Source organism: uncultured Porticoccus sp., assembly GCF_963975625.1.
Classification (GTDB): domain Bacteria; phylum Pseudomonadota; class Gammaproteobacteria; order Pseudomonadales; family Porticoccaceae; genus Porticoccus.
Genome location: NZ_CAXBHS010000004.1, coordinates 108,961 through 128,058, shown reverse-complemented (window position 1 = coordinate 128,058; position 19,098 = coordinate 108,961). Strand labels below are relative to the sequence as shown.

Below are 19,098 nucleotides of genomic sequence, written 5' to 3'. Positions count from 1 at the left end.
GTTACTCAATCGAGCTTCACCACCACCAGGGTATTACCGGAAAACTCCTTGACGAATACCCGGTCACCCAGTGATAACGTCTGGTCACAGATGAACTCCCATTCATCAGCACCGAGCAGTGGCGTGGTAAAACGCACTACCCCCCGGCCGTGTTCAACCGGCAGTTTTATGACACGGCCCGATTCGCCAATGGCGGCCTCCCTGGAAAGTCCAGCCAGGGTTTTATCCACCATTCGCGGTTTCAGGTATTTAAACCAGAACAGCGCGAACCCGCCGGAAGCAAGCATCCAGACCAACAGCTGACCCACGATCGGCAACTGCGGCACCAGCCATAACAATACGCCCACCACAACCGCACCGAGACCAAACCAGAGGATGGTAAAACTGGGCACGACGATCTCCAGTATCACCAGCAGAATACCCAACACCAGCCAGTGCCAGTAGACAATCTCCATTAACGATCTCCTCGATGATCATTCTGCTTGGACCCGGGGGATGCCAGTAAACGAAAAATCGCCAGCACCAGAGGCATCATCAACAAAAAACCCACAACTGTCATGACCCAGGCGGCAACACTGCCACCGTCAATCAGCTGCAGGATGCCCATTGCCGCCAGCACGGCACCCACCAGATCCAGCAGAATCAGGCGATAGGGAACTTTCAATGGTTTACTGTTGCTCATGATCATACTTCCCGATTTTATAGCAGATTCATCAGGCGCAATTCTGCCGGGTAGGGGTTCAGGTACCAGGACCGATTGATATACTCGTCCGGAGCTTTACGAAAGTGGTGCTGCAGGAGTGTGACAGGCACGATCAATGGCAACTCCCCTCGTTCGAAGCGTTCAAATATTTCAATCAGTTCCTGTTTGTCTGCGGCATCGAGCTGCCTTTTCAGATACCCCTGAATATGCTGCAGGACATTCAAATGATTTTTACGCGTGGCAATTTTTTTCAGATTGGTCATGGCCAGTGACAGGTAATCCGAGGCAACCATACCCAGATTATCAGGACGGGCAAGCGCTGCAATACGACCCAGTTCCCGACACTGATTCTGGTCATGACTCATGAAGATCAGTTTGTGTCGGGCATGAAAATCCGTGAGTTTCTGTACACTGAGCGCCGGGAAGTAGTCAGATCGCCAGCGATGATAGATAAACACCCGCTGAATAAAATTCTCCCGCAACCCGGGATCCCCCAGCCGGCCCTCTTCCTCTACCGGCAGACAGGGAAATTGATCCATCACCGTGCGGGCAAACACGCCCCGCCCCTCTGGCCTGGCCCCGGCCGCGCCATACACCTTGACTCTCGCCATGCCGCAACTGGGTGAATCCCGCTTTAAAATCAGTCCGGATAGTTGACTGATTTCGGCAAACTGTTCCCGACTGTAGCTCACCAGCTGCTCGGTGACATCGAACGCCTGATCCTCTGTGCGCACCGCCCTGGTATCATCATCTGTGGCAATCAGTCTGAGAGTGGGCCTGGGAACGCCGAGACCAATACCGACTTCCGGACAGAATCGATAAAAACTGAAGTGGCCCGCCAGAGTCCCATTGATATAGGCATCCCGCTTATGACCACCGTTATAGCGCACCTCATCGCCCATCAGGCAGGCACTGATCCCCACCGGAATTTTGTCCACAGTTCACCTCGTAAAAAATGCTCCGTGACTATACCGGTTCCCGGTCATTCAGTGCACGTTTTACCGCTACAGTTGATGCGCCAGTCAATCTAGTTAACCAGACGCAACAGGGCATCCTCAGATGCAGACCGGACCAACGACCTGAATTGCCCGGGATCAACAGGTTTGCTGAAATAGTAACCTTGGAAGTACTCACAGCCCAGATCGGCGAGAATACGGTATTGTTCTTCTGTCTCAACGCCCTCGGCGATCACGTCGAGGGACATAATTTGGCAGAGCTTGATGACCGCTTTGACAATGGAATAGGTATTCTCCGAAGAAGCCAGATCGTTAATAAAACTCCGGTCCAGTTTGACAAAGTGCACCGGTAACTTCTGTAACATCGCCAGCGAGGAATAGCCGGTGCCAAAATCATCCAGTGCAATCCGCAGACCAAGGTCCAGTAAATCCTGGAGCTGGCCCTCGACCTCATCAAGATTATGAATCAGGCTTTCCTCGGTAATCTCCAGCACCAGTTGATGGGGGTCAATGGCATATCGACTGATCAGCTTCCGTATATCGGCTGCGAAATGCTCATTTTCCAACTGCTTCGGACTGATGTTCACGAATAGTACCCCGTCTTTTGACCAAAGCTCTTCATCAATCCATTGGCGAAGATTGGCGCATGCACTTTCGAAAATCCACAGGCCTACTTCGTTCATCATCGGCAACGTTGCCATGAACTCGATAAATTCGCTGGCTGCCACAATACGCTCTGAGGGGCGGTTCCAGCGAAGCAGTGATTCAGCAAATACAATATCGCCACCGGTGTTGACGATAGGCTGAAAGTGCAAATCAAATTCCTTGTTTTCGACACCCTGACGCAGCTCGCGAATCAGGCTAACCCGGTATTCCGCCTCGACCGCGAGAGATTCATCATAGAAACTGAACCCTTTTCGCCCAAAGTTTTTCACCCGATACATTGCCAGATCGGCCTGCTTTAAAAGGTCATTTGGTGAATAGCGATCACCCTGAAACAGCACGATACCGCCACTGACGTCAATCTCGTATTCCAGCCCCCGCTGCTTGCAGACTGTTTTACCCAGCTCCATGATTTTATCTGCAATAGAAAGCACTCTGGCCCGTGCTTTGGTCGCCTTTGTGCCAAGATCCTGTATCAGCACTACAAACTCATCACCACCAAAGCGGGCGACCACGTCTTCCTTACGAACGGCCTGCCGCAATAACTCGGCAAAAAACTGCAACACCATGTCACCCACATGATGCCCCTGGGTGTCATTGATATCTTTAAAATTATCGAGATCGAGGAAAATAACAGCGCCGAATTGATTGTTTCGCTTAGACCGTGAGATTGCAGCATCCAGTTCACTCATCATGCAGCTGCGGTTCGGCAGCGCGGTCAGGTTATCGTAGTTCGCCTGCCGTTTGATGGTCTCCCGATCCTCAATCTGGGAGGTCACGTCCTTGATGAAGGAGGCAACACCGATAAGCTTGCCGTCTTTTGTCAGCGGCGTGTTATGCCACTCGCATATTTTTATCTGTCCGTTTCTGTCGACAACTTCCCGCACAGCGTAATAACCCTGCTCTTCCTTTTGTATCAGGGCCTGCCACATATCGCGAAACGATTCCCGCGATCCCGGTGGTACCAGAAAATCTCCCTGACGACCCGACACCTCTGCTACAGGATAACCGAACAGCTCTTCAGCACTGATATTCCAGCCAGTTATCCGCTGCTGACGATCCCACTGAATGGCCGGTAGCGGGGCATTTTGCCAGTGCTGCTCAAGCAGGTAGCTGGTCGCTTCCTGCTGTTTAAGCAGCGCCTCAGCCTCGCTTCGAAGCGCGATGTTTTTTTCCAGGGTCCGCTGTTGTTGGCGCAAACCGAAGTACAATACGGCAACGGTACCTGCTACAAAACACATAAAGTACAGATTGGCCCCACTGCCCGCGATTGAGACCTCGATCAGCAAGGGCAGCAATATAACCACCGCCCCGAGCAGGGCAGCTTTGAGGTTATAGCTGAGCAGTCCTGCGCTGATCACGGCAATAGCCGCTAACGCGGACACATAAAGCCATTGATTTGGTTCCCTGAGATAAAACTGAACAAAACTGTCGAAGGCCCATATCAGTCCCGTCATGAAAGCCAGGACAATAGCCAGATTATTAATGTCTTCAACCAGTTTCTGGTTAATCCCAACTACCGCATACGTCACAGACAATCTTCGGATGAGCAGCCAACCGGGCACAATGACTCCCAGACTGTAAAGGATCCACAATCCGGCCGGCCAATAGGTTGAAATCCCGCCCCAGGTAAAAATCTGTATCAGACAAAATCCAGAGGTGACTATCAGAAAGAATGGGAGTCTTTCCAACAGCAGCTTTGCCACTTCAAATTTGGCAGCTTGTACCGCCTCATCTGGCATCGTTTCCATAACAGGCTACTTCCTTATCAATCGACATGATTATTTTATGGAGTCTGCAGCTGAGAGAGGGTCGCAAGTATGAAAATTGGCGACGAACGGGCATAAAACGGCACTGATAATACCGATTATGTGAACCAGTTCACATTTTTGAAGGGAACCAAGTAACAGATTAGACATTCAACGAGACTGGCACTCACTGAAAACCAGTGAAATCCATTGCCATAACAATGGCATCTTCCTGTCCGGTATCGTTCTGGTAATAGTTTCTGCGCAGGCAGATTTCCACCAGACCCACGTCCTGATACAGCGCCACAGCCGGCTCATTCGTGACACGAACCTCGAGAAACAATCGTTCAGCCCGGTCAGTCATCAGGTCAATCAGGTGATTGAGAAATCGTCGGCCGTAACCCCGCCCCTGGTAATCCCGCCCTATCGCAATATTCAGAATCTCTGCTTCGCCGAGCACAATCGTATAAACGGCATAACCCACCAACTGGTTCTGCAGGACCATGGTCAGGCACTGGTGTTTATCGAGGCTCTCCCTGAACTGGGATTCACGCCAGGGATGGGGCGTCACCTGTTGCTCAATGGCTGCGATCAACGGCAGGTCAGCGGCCAGCATGTTGCGAATCAGAGGGATCATGGTTGATGGCTCATCACCCGAATGGCTCGCCAGGTTTCGCTTTTAAGCTCGGGAGTATTTAGTAACTCCTGTAGACTTGGGGTGACGATAGCCCGGGCACCTCCGGGTAATTCTTCCATCTGACCCACAGATAGTGAGCAGACTGACCTTGAGGGCAGCAGCAGCGCTGAAGGCAATTCACCCATCAACAAAACCCAAAGCACACCCTGCTTTTTGACACGGGCTTCCACGAACACTGACAGCATCTCTTCTGCGCCTGATCTGTCGGTTTGATCTGCCGTAGAAGGGGGCCAGTCAATCAATTGGGGCGATGTAAGTACATCACCGAGACGACCAATTGCCCGGATTATATTGGCAAGCAGACCGGATTCCTCCTGAAGGGGTACGCTGCCCGGCGCCAACCCGTTGATAACCAGTAAGTCATCGCTGGGTTGCCAGCAAGCCAGCCGGAAACTGCCGATCTGCTCCTCTTGCAAATCCGTCAGTTCGTTTTCGGCCCCCGGCAATTCGGGGTTCTCTGGCAGGGCAACGATAACTTCAGGCGGGACGGTATTTGCCACTTCTGTGACGGTTTCCAAATGAAGATCCAGCGCAACGGGCTCAGTATCTCTGGGCCGATACTGTACAACACCCAGGGTACTGAGATACCAGTCACGCAGCTCCCGGGATACAGGCATCAACGCTATACCCCGCCCAACTGCGGGTGCAGTCGGTCGGGATTCTCCAGCACACTGAGTGCATTCAGGTAAGCTCTGGCACTGGCCACCAGAATATCGGTATCGGCCCCCTGTCCATTGACGATACGCCCCCCCTTTTCGAGCCTCACAGTGACTTCGCCCTGAGAGTCGGTTCCCTCGGTAACAGCGTTCACCAGATACAATTTGAGTTCGGCCTGGCTATTGATCAGCTTTTCGATCGCCTTGAACACGGCATCCACCGGGCCATCGCCATCCGCTGACGTGCGATAATGCTCACCCTTGTAGGTCAGACTTAACGCCGCGTTGGGCAGCTGCCCGGTCTTGGTCGTTACCGCCAGATCACCCAGGATAATATGCTCAATACCATCTTCCTTGACCTGTATTTCGGAAACCAGTGCCTGCAGATCCTCGTCGTAAATTTCACGCTTCTTGTCCGCCAATTCCTTAAATCGCAGAAAGGCTTCATTCATCACTGTCTTGCTGTCGAACTGAATACCGAGCGCGTCAAGCCTTGAAGAGAACGCAGCTCGCCCGGACAACTTGCCCAGTACAATCTTGTTGGTACTCCAGCCCACATCCTGTGCCTTCATAATTTCGTAGGTTTCACGGTATTTCAGCACACCGTCCTGATGAATGCCCGACTCGTGTGCAAATGCATTCGCACCAACGATGGCTTTGTTCGGCTGAACAGGGAATCCGGTGATACTAGATACCAGGCGTGAGGTAGCGACGATCTGCGTAGTATCAATGTGAGTCTCCACCGGAAAGATATCCTTGCGGGTGCGCACTGCCATGACAATTTCTTCCAGCGCAGCGTTGCCGGCGCGCTCACCCAAACCATTAATGGTGCACTCGATCTGCCTTGCGCCTTGCATGACGGCAGCGAGGGAGTTGGCAACCGCCAGACCCAGGTCATTGTGGCAATGCACAGAAAAAATCGCCTTGTCTGCATTCGGCACTGCGGCAATCAGGCGGCCAATAGTATCGGCATATTCCGCAGGAAAACCGTAACCCACCGTATCGGGGAGGTTGATCGTGCGGGCACCGGCATTGATCACCTGTTCGATGATACGGCACATGAAATCAAATTCAGAACGACTGGCATCCTCCAGTGAAAATTCCACATCACCGACCTTGTTGCGGGCGAGTTTCACAGCGGAGACTGCCTGCTCAACCACCTGATCAGGGGTCATCTGCAATTTATATTTCATATGGATCGGGGACGTGGCGATAAAGGTGTGAATGCGTGCCGAGCGAGCATTTTTTAACGCCTCTGCCGCGCGCTCAATATCCACGTGGGTAGTCCGCGCCAAGCTGCACACCGTCGAATCCCTGATGGTGTCGGCTATGGATTTGACGGCTTCAAAATCTCCCTGACTCGATACGGCAAAACCCGCCTCAATAACATCCACTCGAAGTTTCTCCAGCGCCTTGGCGACTCGGAGTTTCTCCTCCCTGGTCATGGAAGCGCCAGGACTTTGCTCGCCATCGCGCAAGGTCGTATCGAAAATCACCAACTGTTGTTTATCCATGACTTGCTGCTCCAGATAATCCGCCCCATCCTTCGGGACAGGACAAAATAATTACGCGAATTCTCCGCACGGAGGGAGATATTTGCAAACAGGAATGAGTAAAATCGGAAAAAAATCGTTGCCCCTCAGGGCAGGAGCAGCACAGTCATAACAGCACAGTGGGACAAGATACCCTGCTGTGGTTGCGCTGTTCTTGTGTGATACACGTTCTTGATCACATTAAAGACTGGCCTGGAAACCCTGTGTTTATTCAATCAGGTTTTCCATTTTTTGCCAACCACTGCTTCCCCCCAAGCCTCTCAACCAGAGACAACCTTATCCCCTCTTTTTTTATGCCATAGCCACTCGAGTGGCCCGGACAGCGAATACGCCACAGCAAGCAGAAACAGGATTCGGGGTGGATCAATCAGAATAATGACCAGCGCCATGGCGATGCCGAAAATCACCACAAAGGGTACCTTGCCCTTCAGGTCCAGGCCCTTGAGGCTACGGTAGCGAAGATTTGATACCATCAACAGGCCCGCCACTGCGGTGACCAACGCGGCCAATAGTGCCAACTCGGTGGATGGCTCAGCATCAAAGCCGCTCCACACCATGGCTGCCACCAGAGCTGCCCCTGTCGGGCTGGCAATGCCAATAAAGTAACGCTTGTCCACCAAGTCTACCTGGGTATTGAAGCGCGCCAGACGAAACGCCGCACAGGACGCGTAAATAAAGGCGGCAGCCCAGCCGATTCTACCCACTTCATCAAGCATCCAGCTAAACACGACAATGGCGGGCGCCACACCAAATGACACCATATCGGACAGACTGTCGTACTGAACACCAAATTCGCTGGACGTATTGGTCATCCTGGCGATAAGACCATCCAGGCCATCAAAAATCATCGCCACAAAAATGGCGATGGCGGCCGCCTGAAACTTGCCGTCCATCCCTGCCAAAATCGCATAGAAGCCACTGAACAGTGCGCCGGTAGTAAACAGGTTTGGCAGCAAATAGATGCCTCTATGGCGTGCGGGCTCTGGGCCCCCGACCGGCATTTCCTGCCCGGAGGCGGTATTATCAGGGACCGCTTCCTGTTTTTCGTTGTCCGTCATCGTTTCGCCTCAGCATTGACTGTCAGTGGTGTATGGTGTGTTGTTTTTACAGAAAAAACCATCTTATTAAAAATCGACGGCTACAACAAAAAAACCGCGCCAGGGCGCGGTTTTCTCGGCTAAAACAGGCCCGTTAGTTTTTCTCTTTGTCCACCAGCTTGTTGGCGGCAATCCAGGGCATCATCGCACGCAGACCGGCACCAACCTGCTCAATCTGATGGGCTGCGTTATTGCGACGGTAGGCCGTCATGGAAGGATAATTGGTAGCGCCCTCCGCAACAAACATCTTGGCATATTCTCCATTCTGGATACGCTTCAGGGCGTTGCGCATGGCCGCACGGGACTGCTCATTGATAATTTCCGGGCCGGTCACGTACTCACCGTATTCAGCGTTGTTGGAAATCGAGTAGTTCATATTGGCAATACCGCCTTCGTACATGAGATCGACAATCAGCTTCAGCTCATGCAGACATTCGAAATAGGCCATCTCAGGCTCATACCCGGCTTCCACCAGTGTTTCAAAGCCCGCCTTGACCAGTTCGACGCAACCGCCACAGAGAACCGCTTGCTCACCGAACAGGTCCGTTTCTGTTTCGTCCTTGAACGTTGTTTCAATAATACCGGTGCGCCCACCACCAACCCCGCAGGCATAGGACAATGCCACGGATTTGGCCTTACCGGACGCATCCTGGAAAATTGCCACCAGATCGGGGATACCACCACCTTTGGTGAACTCGTTGCGTACAGTGTGGCCGGGCGCCTTGGGTGCGATCATGATCACGTCTAGGTCCGCACGAGGAACTACCTGGTTGTAATGGATAGCGAAACCGTGCGCGAATGCCAGCGTACTGCCTTTCTTCAAATTTGGCTCGATCTCATTTTTGTAAAGCTGGGACTGGAATTCGTCGGGTGTCAGGATCATCACCAGGTCTGCCGCTGCGACAGCATCGGGAACACTCTTGACGGCCAGGCCGGCATTTTCCGCTTTGGCCGCAGTGGGTGAACCGGGGCGCAGACCCACCGTGACATCCACCCCTGAGTCCTTCAGATTCAGAGCGTGGGCGTGTCCCTGGGAGCCATAACCGATCACGGCCACTTTCATGCCCTGAATGATGGATAAATCACAGTCTTTATCGTAATAAACTTGCATTTTTTCACCTGTCTAATTTATTAATCTGAAAGAATACGGAACTCGGAATGGTCGTTTTTAGCCACCCTGACATTCTGCGCAAAAGGGCTTAAAGTCGCAGTGCTTTTTCCCCCCGGGCCAACCCGGATACGCCGGAGCGCACGACCTCAAGTATCTCGGCACCCGCAACCGCCTGAATGAAGGCGTCGAGTTTATCACTGTTGCCGACAATCTGTACCGTATAAGCATTGGCACTCACGTCGATAATCTGCCCGCGAAAAATGTCCACGCAGCGCTTGATTTCGGCGCGTTGCGGACCGGAAGCCTTAACCTTGAGAAGCATCAACTCGCGTTCGATATGCGGGCCTTCGGTGAGATCCACCACCTTGACTACATCAATCAACTTGTGGAGATGCTTGGTAATCTGCTCAATTACCTGATCATTGCCGTGGGTCGTCAACGTCAGACGCGACAACGTCTGGTCGTCAGTGGGGGCCACCGTCAATGTATCAATATTATAACCGCGCTGGGAAAACAGGCCCACCACCCGCGACAGCGCTCCCGGTTCGTTCTCCATCAAAACTGAAATTATGCGTCTCATCAGGTGCGCTCCGTCTTGCTCAGCCACATATCACGCATGGAACCGTTCGGTGCCACCAGCATGGGATACACATGTTCAGAACGGTCGACGTAAATGTCCATAAACACAACACGGTCCTTGAGGCTGAAACACTCTTCCATTTTCTGGTCCAGCTCATCGAACCGGGTAACCTTGATACCCACGTGGCCATAGGCCTCAGCCAGCTTGATAAAATCCGGCAGTGAATCTTCGTAGAGGCTGGAGGAGTAACGACTGCTGTACTGCATATCCTGCCACTGACGCACCATGCCCAGCGCCTGGTTGTTCAGATTGATAATCTTGATCGGCAACCCGTACTGGGTACAGGTGGACAACTCCTGAATGCACATCTGGATGCTGCCCTCTCCGGTGACGCAGGCCACCATGGCATCGGGGTGAGCCAGCTGCACCCCCATGGCGGCAGGCAACCCGAAACCCATGGTGCCAAGCCCACCGGAGTTGATCCAGCGGCGCGGCTGGTCAAACAGGTAATACTGGGCTGCGAACATCTGGTGTTGTCCCACATCGGATGTGACAAAGGCGTCGCCGCCGGTGGCCCGATACAACGACTTGATAACGTCCTGCGGCTTGATAATATTGCCGCCACTGGCTTCATAGCGGGACTGGGTATAAATACCGTGACGGTCGCGCCATTCATTGATCTGCTTCCACCAGTCTGCCATCGCTTCATCATCCAGCCGCTTGCCACTGTCCTGCAGCTGATCAACCATTTCCCGCAGCACCACATCGCAGGCACCGACAATCGGAATATCCGCCTTGATGGTTTTGGCGATCGATGTGGGATCCACATCGATATGGATGATTGTTGCAGAGGGGCAGAACTTGCCGGTTGTGTTGGTTACCCGATCATCAAAACGAGCACCGACGGCCAGAATCACATCGGCGTGATGCATTGCCGTATTGGCTTCAAAAGTGCCGTGCATACCGAGCATGCCAACAAACTGGGGATCTGAGCCCGGGAAAGCACCCAGGCCCATCAGAGTATTGGTAACCGGCGCATTGATCAGCCGTGCCAATTCCGTTAATTGGGAGGAGGCCTCGCCCAGAATCACCCCGCCACCGCTGTAGATAATCGGACGCTTGGCCCCCAGCAGTGTTTTAATGGCCCGCTTGATCTGACCGGAGTGCCCCTTACTGGTGGGCTGGTAAGAGCGGATTTTGACTTTTTCAGGGTATTCGTAAGGCACCCGGTGATTGGGGTCTGTCACATCCTTCGGGATATCGACAACAACCGGGCCCGGTCGGCCCGAGCCAGCGATATAGAAGGCCTTGGCAATGACACCGGCAATCTCGGTGGCATCCTTGACCAAAAAGCTGTGCTTTACGATAGGGCGGGAAATCCCCACCATATCCGTTTCCTGGAAGGCATCTTCACCTATTTTCTCTCTCGGGACCTGACCGGAGATAACCACCAGAGGTATGGAATCCATGTAGGCGGTAGCGATCCCGGTAATGGCATTGGTAGCACCCGGACCGGAGGTGACCAGCACGGCACCTACCTCCCCGGTAGAACGGGAGTGACCGTCCGCCGCATGAACAGCGGCCTGCTCATGGCGAACCAGGATATGCTGTACATCCGTTTGTTGGAACAGGGCGTCGTAGATATGGAGCGCAGCGCCGCCGGGGTAACCCCAGATGTATTTAACGCCGGCATCTTTCAGTGCGCGGATGACTATTTCACCGCCAGAAAGTAGTTCCACTGTGCAAATCCTCAAAATCAACAAGCCACAAAGTCGGTTCCTCCGCCAGGGTGAAACAAACAAAACGCTGTGACATCACAGATCTGCAAGTGCAATTACGCTACCGACGACGACTAAGGTCGTGATACTCGATGCGTCAGGCCTGTGGGTAAACAAACCTGTCTGGACGCCTGGCGAACGCTGTTTACGCTCACTTGGCAGATTGGTATGGAACCAGTTGGCGGACAATTAGCATGCCCGCAGAAGCGGTACTTTATTTACTCCGATCCAGCCCGTCAAGCAGTTGTTGTGATCCGCGCCCATAAATAGCCCCCGTTCTGCTAGCTTGTACTCAACACGCGACCGCCAAATCCGCTATGATAAACAAAAATCAATACGGGTTTATCCGATTCAAACGGTTTATGAAAGGTTCACGGACATGATAGGTATCAACAACCTCGTACTCACTCTGCTGACAATGGCGTTGTGTCTTCCTTTGCACGCGGCAAAAGTTTACAAGTGGCAGGATGCCGATGGAGCATGGCACTTTTCTGAAAAACCGCCCGTAGAGCAACCTGCTGAAATAATAAAAATACCCACACCCGGCAAAGGTAAAGAAGTTACTGCAACAACTCCTGACCAAATACCTGAAAGCAACGGATCAGAAGAGAAGAGCCCGGATCTGAAAACCAAAAAATCTGAAGAGGTAACCGCCGAAGATGTGGCCCTTGCCAGAGAAAACTGTATTAAAGCCAGAGAAAACCTTGAAAACCTGCAAAGGGGCAGCAGGCTGAGAGTAAAAGACCCGGACACTGATCAAGTTCGTTATCTCAGTACAGAAGAGCAAAATGAATGGATAGAAAAGTCCCGAACAATGATTCAGGATAACTGCCAGTAACCGATTTGAGTTTGGGTGTGGCAACCAGCCCGGATTCGGGCTGGTTGCAGATTATCCATGATGACCTGTAGACAACAGGAAACCCTCAGTCGGATGAACGGCCCTGAGTCCGGTGAAACCTGACATCGCTCCCATCAAGGTCCCCAGTAATCTCATCCCCTGGTGAAAACTGGCCACTCAGTACTGATTGCGCCAAAGGATTTTCCAGTAATTGTTGTATCGCCCTTTTCAATGGTCTGGCCCCGTAGACCGGGTCAAAACCCGCCTCACAGATCTTGTCCATCACCTCATCCGACAAAACCAGCGACAGCTCACGATCCTGTAGGCGTTTTCTAAGGAGGCCGAGCTGAATTTCGGCAATACCCCGAATCTGCCCTTTGCCCAGCGGGTGAAACACCACCACTTCATCAATCCGGTTGATAAATTCTGGCCTAAAATGGCCTTCCACCACATCCATCACTGCATTTTTCATCGCCTGATAGCGGTTTTCATTGGTGGTGGAGTCGTCCGACAGATCCGTGCCAGCACCTTCATCAAAGCTGATGGTATCGAAAGAGCGATCTTCCACCACCGCCTGAATCCGGTCAGACCCCAAGTTGGAAGTCATTACAATCACGGTGTTGCGAAAATCCACCGTGCGTCCCTGACCATCGGTCAGTCGACCGTCATCCAACACCTGTAACAAAATATTGAATACGTCGGGGTGTGCTTTTTCAACCTCATCCAGTAGCAGCACCGAATAGGGACGACGCCTGACCGCCTCGGTCAGGTAACCACCTTCTTCGTAACCCACATAACCGGGGGGAGCACCCACCAGTCTTGCTACCGAATGCTTCTCCATAAACTCCGACATATCAATGCGCACCATGGCATCGACACTGTCGAACAGGAATTCGGCCAACGCCTTGCAAAGCTCGGTTTTGCCCACCCCGGTGGGGCCAAGAAACAGGAACGAACCGTTGGGCCGATTGGGGTCTGACAACCCGGCCCGACTGCGGCGCACCGCATTGGACACCGCCACCACGGCTTCCTGCTGACCGATCACCCGTTTGTGCAGCGCATCTTCCATACGCAACAGCTTGTCCCTCTCCCCTTCCAGCATTTTCGATACCGGGATACCGGTCCATTTGGAAACCACCTCGGCAATTTCCTCCTCGGTCACCTTGTTGCGCAATAAATGGGTTTCGCGGGTCTCCGCTTCACTGGCCGCAGCCAACTGCTTTTCCAGTTCCGGAATCCGGCCATATTGCAGTTCTGACATTTTGGTCAGGTCACCGGCACGCCGTGCGGCATCCATATCAATGCGCGCCTGCTCGAGATCGCTCTTGATCTGTGCGGAACCCTGCACAGCTGCTTTTTCGGCCTTCCAGATCTCGTCGAGATCAGCATATTCCTTACCGATTGACTCAATATCCTTCTGGATTTTTTCCAGCCGCTTGCGGGATGCTTCATCCTCTTCCTTCTTGACTGCCTCGCGCTCCATTTTCAGCTGAATCAGGCGGCGCTCGAGGCGATCCATTTCCTCTGGCTTGGAGTCAATCTCCATGCGAATTCGGCTGGCGGCCTCATCAACCAGATCGATGGCCTTGTCCGGTAGCTGGCGATCGGTGATGTAGCGTTGCGACAATTTGGCGGCGGCGACAATCGCAGAGTCGGTGATATCCACCCCGTGGTGGACTTCATAGCGCTCTTTCAGGCCACGGAGAATGGCAATGGTGTCCTCTTCATTGGGCTCATCCACCTGAATTTTCTGAAAACGCCGTTCCAGCGCCGCATCTTTTTCAATGTACTTGCGATACTCATCCAGCGTGGTGGCACCGACGCAGTGCAGTTCGCCCCGCGCCAGAGCGGGCTTGAGCATATTGCCGGCATCCATGGCACCCTCGGCTTTACCCGCACCCACCATGGTGTGCAACTCATCGATAAACAGGATGATCCGACCCTCCTGCTTGCCAAGTTCATTGAGTACCGCCTTGAGGCGCTCTTCAAAATCACCGCGAAATTTGGCACCAGCCAGCAGTGCACCCAGATCGAGTGACAGCACGCGCTTGTCCTTCAGCCCTTCAGGGACTTCACCATTCACGACCCGCTGCGCCAGACCTTCAATAATGGCGGTTTTACCCACACCGGGCTCACCGATCAGCACCGGATTATTCTTGGTACGGCGCTGCAATACCTGAATGGTACGGCGAATTTCGTCATCCCGGCCAATTACGGGGTCCAGCTTGCCCTGCTCGGCACGGGCAGTCAGATCGATGGTATATTTTTCCAATGCCTGACGGCTGCCTTCAGCTTCCGGGTCTGTCACTGCTTCACCTCCACGAATTTTTTCCACCACAGCTTGCAGTTTGTTCTTGTCACCAAATTTGGCCAGAGACTTGCCCAAATCTCCTTTGTCCTCGAAGGCCGCCAACAGCACTGCCTCGCTGGAAATATATTGATCGCCCTGTTGCTGGGCCTGCTTATCCGCCAGGTTGAACAATCGTCCCAGCTCAGGAGAAATAGCGATATCGCCCGTCGGGGTCTGGACCCGGGGCAACTGATCCAGTTGCTGCGTGAGCGCAGCTTTCAGCCCGGCGAGATCAAAGCCCGCCTGACTGAGCATGGGCCCGATGGCACCACCCTGCTGGCTCAACATCGCCAGCACCAGATGAACAGGCTCAAGCGCGGTGTTGTCGCGGCCAACGGCCATCGATTGCGCATCGGATATCGCACTTTGCAAGTGACTGGTAAAACGGTCAAATCGCATAATCAACCTCAATAATGTTTGTCAGAACATATAGTTGGGGCTGGGAGGAGGAATTCAAGAAGAGGTTGGTGTTTAACTGATCCAGATCAGGCTGGCCATTCGTCCGGTCTGTCCATCGCGGCGATAGGAATAGAACAACTCGGGGTTGGCAAAGGTGCAGTGCCCGCCTCCAAAAATGGCCGTGATACCGGATGCCGACAGCGCCAGTCGGGCAAGTGAAAAAATGTCCGCCTGCCAGCGGTCAGTCCGGGTTCGGAGAAAGCAGGCATCAAGCTGTTGCCTAGGCCCCCACCCTGGCGTATTGGCCAGAAAAGCCCGATAGACATCTTCGCCCACTTCAAAGTGGGGTTGACTGATGGCCGGACCCAACCAGGCCAGCAACTGATCTGGACGGTTTTTAAATTGACTAATGGCATTGGCTACCACACCGCCAGCCAATCCGCGCCAACCCGCATGAACAGCGGCCACCTCTCCACCCGCCCTGTCACAGATCAGAATCGGCAAGCAATCAGCCGTCATCACGGTACAAACCACAGCCTGCTGGTCACTGTAGCAGGCATCTGCGCGCCGAATAATGCCGTCACTCTGAGCATGGACCACATCGGTACCATGAACCTGTTCCAGCAATTGCGGCGCAACCGGAAGCCGCAGTAACGAACCCAGCAATTGCCAGTTTTGCTCCACAGACTGGGCATTATCTCCCACGTGGTAGGCCAGGTTCAGGCTTCGCCAGGCAGCCGCAGACAGACCGCCTCGACGCGTGCTGACAGCAGCCTTGACAGAGTGGGGTGCGGGCCAATCGGGAAGGATGATGGACATTGCATCAATCAGGCTGATTCATGATCGGAACGAAGTGCATCCAGCAGATGCATAAAGTCTTCCGGAGCCTCTACCTGCCATTCGACCAACGCTTCCGTCTGCGGATGAATCAGGGCCAACCTGGCCGCATGTAATGCCTGCCGCTTGAAGGTCCGCAATGTATCCTGAAGTTCGTCGGAGGCCCCTTTCGGCAGCTTTAGACGCCCACCGTAAGTGGCATCGCCAACCAGGGGATAACCAATTGAGGCCATGTGCACCCGAATCTGATGCGTCCGCCCGGTTTCCAGCTTTAAGCGAATATGGGTATGACCGGCAAAGCGCTCAATCACCCGGTAATGGGTAATGGCCTCTTTGCCGCCATGATCCAGTACAGCCATTCTGGTTCTCACCTGTGGATGCCGACCCAATGGCTTGTTGACCATTCCGCCGCCCGTCATGACACCCGGCACAACCGCCTCATATTCACGACTCACCGATCTATCCTGCAACTGTCGAATCAGCGATTGATGTGCAGCAAGCGTCTTCGCGACTACCATAAGACCGGTGGTATCTTTATCCAACCGATGCACGATACCGGCTCGAGGAATATTTTCATTGCCTGGCAGATGGTGAATCAGCCCGTTCAACAGAGTGCCCTGATAGTTGCCGGCGGCGGGATGCACAACCAGCCCGGCCGGTTTATTGATCACCAGCAGATGCTCATCCTCATAAATGATGTCCAGGGTCATGGGTTCCGCCGACCACTCACCCTCCGGCTCCAATGTTGCCTTGACTGTCAGCTGCTCGCCGCCAAACAGCTTGTCCCGGGAACGGCAGGACTTGCCATCAACCAGCAGGTCGCCCTCCTTGATCCACCGCTGTAGACGGGAGCGGGAAAATCCCTTGAACAATTCGGCAGCTATCTGGTCGAGCCGGGCACCGCCAACGGTCTCCGGAACAGTCGCATTAAGAACAACAGGTTCAGTCATTGAAGTTTTGAATCCGCTCGGGGCTGTGGTTAAATAGGCCATCTTACAGGCTTTACTTCGGCCGATAAAAACACTTTCACCGTTGACCCACCAGGATTCAATCATTCCATGCGATTTCCCGCTCTATTGTTTGTTTGCTCGATTTTTCTGACCAGTGGCTGTGCCTGGCTTGGAAGCGGTGATGACAAGGATTCCAATAAGACAGATACCTCCGGTTATACCGAGGCCGATTTTTTTGAAAAAATCCAGAAAGAACTGGCGTCAGGCTACTGGTTTCAGGCGATTGAAAACCTGGAGGCCCTGGAAGCCCAGTATCCATTCGGGGATTACGCTGAACAGGCCCAGCTGGAACTGATTTATGCCTACTTCAGGTCTCAGGATTATGAGGCGACCATCGCCTCCGCCGACCGCTTTATCCGCCTGCACCCCCAACACCCCAACGTGGATTATGCCTATTACCTGAAAGGTCTGGCCTCTTTTGTTCAGAGCAAGGGGTTTTTTGAACAATTTCTTCCCACCGATGAAACCAAGCGTGATCCAGGTTCGGCGCGCAACTCGTTTGTCACGTTCAATGAATTGCTCAACCGCTTCCCGGAAAGCGCCTATGCGCCCGATGCCCGCAAGCGGATGGTCTACCTCCGCAACATCCTCGCCCGGCATGAAATTCATGTCGCCAACTACTATTTTCTACGGGGTGCCTATCTGGCTGCCGCCAACCGCGGCCGTTATGTGGTTGAAAATTTCCAGAAAACGCCCGCAGTACCTGACGGACTGGCGGTCATGGCGCAGGCCTATCATTTCATGCAGATGCAGGACCTGGCAGCAGATGCAGCGGCCCTCCTGGCAGCCAACTACCCCCAGCATCCCGCTCTGGATGCCAGCGGCCAGTTCCAGTACCAGGACGACCCCCATTTTATGGAACCAACCTGGTTGAATAAAATGACCCTCGGCCTCTACGACCACCCGGATCCGCCCAGATTTGATTCCCGCCATGTCTTCAATGAGCGTTATCGCAATGTGTCGGGCGGCAACAATCGGGGCGAAGAGAAACGATCCTGGCTCAGTTGGCTGACACTGGGTGTACTCGACTGATAGCAACCAGCGATAAGAAAATTTCAACCGGATAAGGAGCAACAGCTCCTATATCTGTTTTTTACCGACAGGCTTTTCAACCAGGATAATCAAAATATCGTATTCCAACCTGTTTCGAAAATCCGTTATTCTTTATTACCCGTCTATGCTTGTAGAGTTCGCTCAGAAATAGCCAACCTTATTCGGAGAAAATAACGATGCAAACACCAGACGCAAAACATATTTTGCAGGAAATGAAAGTCCTGCCCAGCATTGATCCGGCCTACGAGATCACCAGGCGTGTTGATTTTATCAAGTCGATCCTGACCAGTGCTAACTTGCACAACCTGGTGCTGGGCATCAGTGGTGGCATTGATTCAACAACCTGCGGGCGGCTGGCACAGCTGGCCGTTGAACAACTGAATCAGGAACAGGGCGAGCCGCTTTATCGCTTTGTTGCTGTTCGATTGCCCTTCGGCATTCAGGCTGATGAACATGAGGCCCAACAGGCTATTGAGTTCATTCAGCCCAGTGAGTGCCTGGTCGTCAATATCAAGCCCGGCGTGGAAGCCATCCATGAAGCAGTGCTTGCTGCGCTGAACAACGGGCAGCTTCTGACCGCCTCTCCGGGCCAGACCGACTTTACCAAAGGCAACACCAAAGCTCGCACACGTATGATCGTCCAATATCAGGTCGCAGGCTTGCTGGGTGGGCTGGTGCTCGGCACAGACCACTCGGCTGAGAACGTCACAGGCTTTTATACCAAATGGGGGGATGGTGCCTGTGACCTGGCACCACTGTTCGGCCTAAGCAAACGGCAGGTCAAACAAATCGCTGCTTTTCTCGGCGCGCCTGAACGCCTCATTGAAAAAACACCCACAGCTGATCTGGAATGCCTCGCTCCACAGAGAGCCGACGAGCACGCACTCGGCATTAGCTACGATGAGCTGGATGATTTTCTGGAAGCCAAGCCTGTCAGCGACGAGGTGGCCAACTGCATTATCGAGATCTATCACAATACCCGGCACAAGCGAGATCCCATTCCAACTATCTACGACCAGTAGCTTTTGCCCGCACGGTCCTGACAACACAACCACCTGATTGGAAAATA

At 53.3% G+C, this 19,098-nt stretch carries 17 protein-coding genes; 3 read left to right on the top strand and 14 right to left on the bottom strand.

All coding sequences use genetic code 11. The features are described 5' to 3' along the window. Nucleotides 1-5: 5 nt before the first annotated feature. The 11 genes from AACZ64_RS05470 to AACZ64_RS05420 all read right to left on the bottom strand — a co-directional run bounded on the left by AACZ64_RS05470 (nucleotide 6) and on the right by AACZ64_RS05420 (nucleotide 11,503). Nucleotides 6-455 (bottom strand): NfeD family protein, encoded by a 450-nt coding sequence (locus AACZ64_RS05470; protein WP_293614128.1) that lies wholly within the window; start codon nucleotides 453-455, stop codon nucleotides 6-8. Beyond that, on the bottom strand, nucleotides 455-682 hold the full coding sequence (locus AACZ64_RS05465) for a hypothetical protein (protein ID WP_293614129.1): 228 nt from the start codon (nucleotides 680-682) through the stop codon (nucleotides 455-457). The genes AACZ64_RS05470 and AACZ64_RS05465 overlap by 1 nt, the downstream gene beginning before the upstream one ends. A gap of 17 nt (nucleotides 683-699) precedes the next feature. Next, entirely contained in the window at nucleotides 700-1,641 is a 942-nt protein-coding gene (locus AACZ64_RS05460) for a DUF1722 domain-containing protein (RefSeq protein WP_293614130.1), read from the bottom strand. 89 nt (nucleotides 1,642-1,730) lie between these two features. After that, the gene (locus AACZ64_RS05455; RefSeq protein WP_293614131.1) at nucleotides 1,731-4,073 is read right to left on the bottom strand and encodes a bifunctional diguanylate cyclase/phosphodiesterase; all 2,343 of its coding nucleotides are present in this window, start codon (nucleotides 4,071-4,073) and stop codon (nucleotides 1,731-1,733) included. Between the two features lie 184 nt (nucleotides 4,074-4,257). Further along, on the bottom strand, nucleotides 4,258-4,707 hold the full coding sequence (gene rimI / locus AACZ64_RS05450; RefSeq protein WP_293614132.1) for a ribosomal protein S18-alanine N-acetyltransferase: 450 nt from the start codon (nucleotides 4,705-4,707) through the stop codon (nucleotides 4,258-4,260). Further along, entirely contained in the window at nucleotides 4,704-5,384 is a 681-nt protein-coding gene (locus tag AACZ64_RS05445) for a hypothetical protein (protein ID WP_036859821.1), read from the bottom strand. Before AACZ64_RS05445 ends, rimI begins: the two co-directional genes overlap by 4 nt. 5 nt (nucleotides 5,385-5,389) lie before the next feature. Next, nucleotides 5,390-6,937, bottom strand: coding sequence for a 2-isopropylmalate synthase (locus AACZ64_RS05440; RefSeq protein WP_293614133.1), 1,548 nt, complete (start codon nucleotides 6,935-6,937; stop codon nucleotides 5,390-5,392). A gap of 299 nt (nucleotides 6,938-7,236) precedes the next feature. Continuing rightward, a complete protein-coding gene (pssA, locus tag AACZ64_RS05435; RefSeq protein ID WP_293614188.1) occupies nucleotides 7,237-7,977 on the bottom strand; it encodes a CDP-diacylglycerol--serine O-phosphatidyltransferase in 741 nt (246 codons plus the stop codon). 190 nt (nucleotides 7,978-8,167) lie between these two features. Beyond that, nucleotides 8,168-9,184, bottom strand: a complete 1,017-nt coding sequence (ilvC, locus tag AACZ64_RS05430) for a ketol-acid reductoisomerase (protein WP_036859817.1) — start codon at nucleotides 9,182-9,184, stop codon at nucleotides 8,168-8,170. An 88-nt stretch (nucleotides 9,185-9,272) separates the two neighbouring features. Beyond that, entirely contained in the window at nucleotides 9,273-9,764 is a 492-nt protein-coding gene (gene ilvN, locus AACZ64_RS05425) for an acetolactate synthase small subunit (protein WP_036859816.1), read from the bottom strand. Next, complete coding sequence (locus AACZ64_RS05420; protein WP_036859815.1) at nucleotides 9,764-11,503, bottom strand: acetolactate synthase 3 large subunit; 1,740 nt, start codon at nucleotides 11,501-11,503, stop codon at nucleotides 9,764-9,766. The genes ilvN and AACZ64_RS05420 overlap by 1 nt, the downstream gene beginning before the upstream one ends. Nucleotides 11,504-11,921: 418 nt before the next feature. Here AACZ64_RS05420 and AACZ64_RS05415 point away from each other — a divergent pair, with 418 nt between their 5' ends. Then, nucleotides 11,922-12,380, top strand: a complete 459-nt coding sequence (locus AACZ64_RS05415; RefSeq protein ID WP_293614134.1) for a DUF4124 domain-containing protein — start codon at nucleotides 11,922-11,924, stop codon at nucleotides 12,378-12,380. Nucleotides 12,381-12,465: 85 nt separating this feature from the next. Here the strand turns inward: AACZ64_RS05415 and clpB are convergent, their stop codons facing one another. The 3 genes from clpB to rluD form a co-directional block, all read right to left on the bottom strand. Continuing rightward, entirely contained in the window at nucleotides 12,466-15,129 is a 2,664-nt protein-coding gene (gene clpB / locus AACZ64_RS05410; protein WP_293614135.1) for an ATP-dependent chaperone ClpB, read from the bottom strand. A gap of 72 nt (nucleotides 15,130-15,201) precedes the next feature. Then, nucleotides 15,202-15,948, bottom strand: a complete 747-nt coding sequence (pgeF, locus tag AACZ64_RS05405; RefSeq protein WP_293614136.1) for a peptidoglycan editing factor PgeF — start codon at nucleotides 15,946-15,948, stop codon at nucleotides 15,202-15,204. A gap of 8 nt (nucleotides 15,949-15,956) precedes the next feature. Beyond that, complete coding sequence (gene rluD, locus AACZ64_RS05400; RefSeq protein WP_293614137.1) at nucleotides 15,957-16,916, bottom strand: 23S rRNA pseudouridine(1911/1915/1917) synthase RluD; 960 nt, start codon at nucleotides 16,914-16,916, stop codon at nucleotides 15,957-15,959. Between the two features lie 108 nt (nucleotides 16,917-17,024). Between rluD and AACZ64_RS05395 the strand changes: the two genes are divergently transcribed. Both AACZ64_RS05395 and nadE read left to right on the top strand, forming a co-directional pair. Beyond that, nucleotides 17,025-18,008, top strand: a complete 984-nt coding sequence (locus AACZ64_RS05395) for an outer membrane protein assembly factor BamD (protein ID WP_293614138.1) — start codon at nucleotides 17,025-17,027, stop codon at nucleotides 18,006-18,008. A gap of 197 nt (nucleotides 18,009-18,205) precedes the next feature. Further along, the gene (gene nadE, locus AACZ64_RS05390; protein WP_036859806.1) at nucleotides 18,206-19,051 is read left to right on the top strand and encodes an ammonia-dependent NAD(+) synthetase; all 846 of its coding nucleotides are present in this window, start codon (nucleotides 18,206-18,208) and stop codon (nucleotides 19,049-19,051) included. The last annotated feature ends 47 nt before the right edge of the window (nucleotides 19,052-19,098 follow it).